1 protein-coding gene and 1 pseudogene are annotated in these 1,420 nt (G+C 42.6%); both read left to right on the forward strand.

Annotated elements, in window-relative coordinates; all coding sequences use genetic code 11:
• Nucleotides 1-229, forward strand: a pseudogene (locus ACMN7X_RS03530) (AMP nucleosidase); the annotation flags it as partial.
• A gap of 102 nt (nucleotides 230-331) precedes the next feature.
• A complete protein-coding gene (holA, locus tag ACMN7X_RS03535) occupies nucleotides 332-1,276 on the forward strand; it encodes a DNA polymerase III subunit delta (protein ID WP_418746122.1) in 945 nt (314 codons plus the stop codon).
• The last annotated feature ends 144 nt before the right edge of the window (nucleotides 1,277-1,420 follow it).

Consider the following 1,420-nt stretch of genomic DNA (forward strand, 5'->3'; position numbering starts at 1 on the left):
TATGGAGACGGCAACCTTGTTTACGGCAGGCTTTGCAAACGAGATTCCGACAGGAGCTTTGTTGATGATTTCCGACAAACCTATGGAAGAAGCCGGGGTGAAAACGGAAGCCAGCGATCGCGAGGTGACCCGGAATTTTGCGAAAGAGCATGTAATGTTGGGAGTGGAAGCGCTTCGCCAGATTATTGATGGAAAGAAGACGATCCGTCACATCCGTTTCAGTTGGTAATTTTAATTGAGATCGCACACAAATATGGCAAAAAAAGAATATACATACGAGGAAATATGTCGGGATATCGTTGCAAAAAAATTCGCTCCTGTCTATATAATGATGGGTGACGAACCGTTTTTTATGGATCAGATAACAGACTTGCTACTCGAAAATGTATTGGAAGAATCCGAACGGGATTTTAACCAAATTATCATGTATGGAGCAGATACGGATGCAGCATCTATAATTAACGCTGCCCGCCGTTTCCCGATGATGTCAAAATATCAGTTAGTGGTTGTCCGGGAGGCTCAATTAATTCGTGATATCGAGCTTCTGTCGAACTATGTTAAGAACCCTTTAATGTCGACAGTTCTGGTCATCAATTATAAATATAAAAACTTAGATCGCCGCAAGGCGCTGGCTTCCGCAACAGACAAAACCGGGGTGCTGTTCGAGTCCAAAAAGATTCCCGACTACAAGATGCCGGCATTTATCGCCTCTTTTATGCAGATGCGTTCCATAGGGATAGACGGAAAGGCGTCTCAGATGCTTTCTGACTTCCTTGGAAACGATTTAAGCCGTCTGAGTAAGGAATTGGATAAGCTGGCACTGATCCTGCCTGAAAAAGGCGCAAAACGCATCACGCCGGAACTGGTGGAGCAAAATATCGGAATCAGTAAAGAGTACAATAACTTTGAACTGATAAAGGCACTTGCCATGAAAGATGTCTTGAAGGCGAACCGTATTGCCCAATACTTCGAGAAGAACCCGAAAAGTAATCCGATCCAGATGACCCTTCCTGTATTATTTAACTATTTCTCGAACCTCCTGATTTGTTATTATACGAAGGATCGTTCCGAAGCCGGCTTGATGACGGCACTCGGACTTCGGGGGACATTCCAGGTTAAGGATTATCTTTTAGGGATGCGAAACTATTCGGCGATGAAAGTGTTCAACCTGATCAGCGATATCCGTATGACGGATGCTCGTTCGAAAGGAGTAGAAAATACCTCTGTTTCCGATGCCGAACTTTTAAAGGAATTGCTCTACAAAATCCTGCATTAAAACGATTTTTATACTTGATTGGCCCAAAGAAGAGGCTTTTTATCTGGAACAACAGAAAAATTGAACCGGATAAAAAGCCTCTTCTTATTGTTTCTCAATCTTTTATCGTTGATTTTACCCTACTTAGATTTTAATATTTGCCTT

Source organism: Frisingicoccus sp., assembly GCF_048388605.1.
Taxonomy (GTDB): domain Bacteria; phylum Bacillota; class Clostridia; order Lachnospirales; family Lachnospiraceae; genus Frisingicoccus.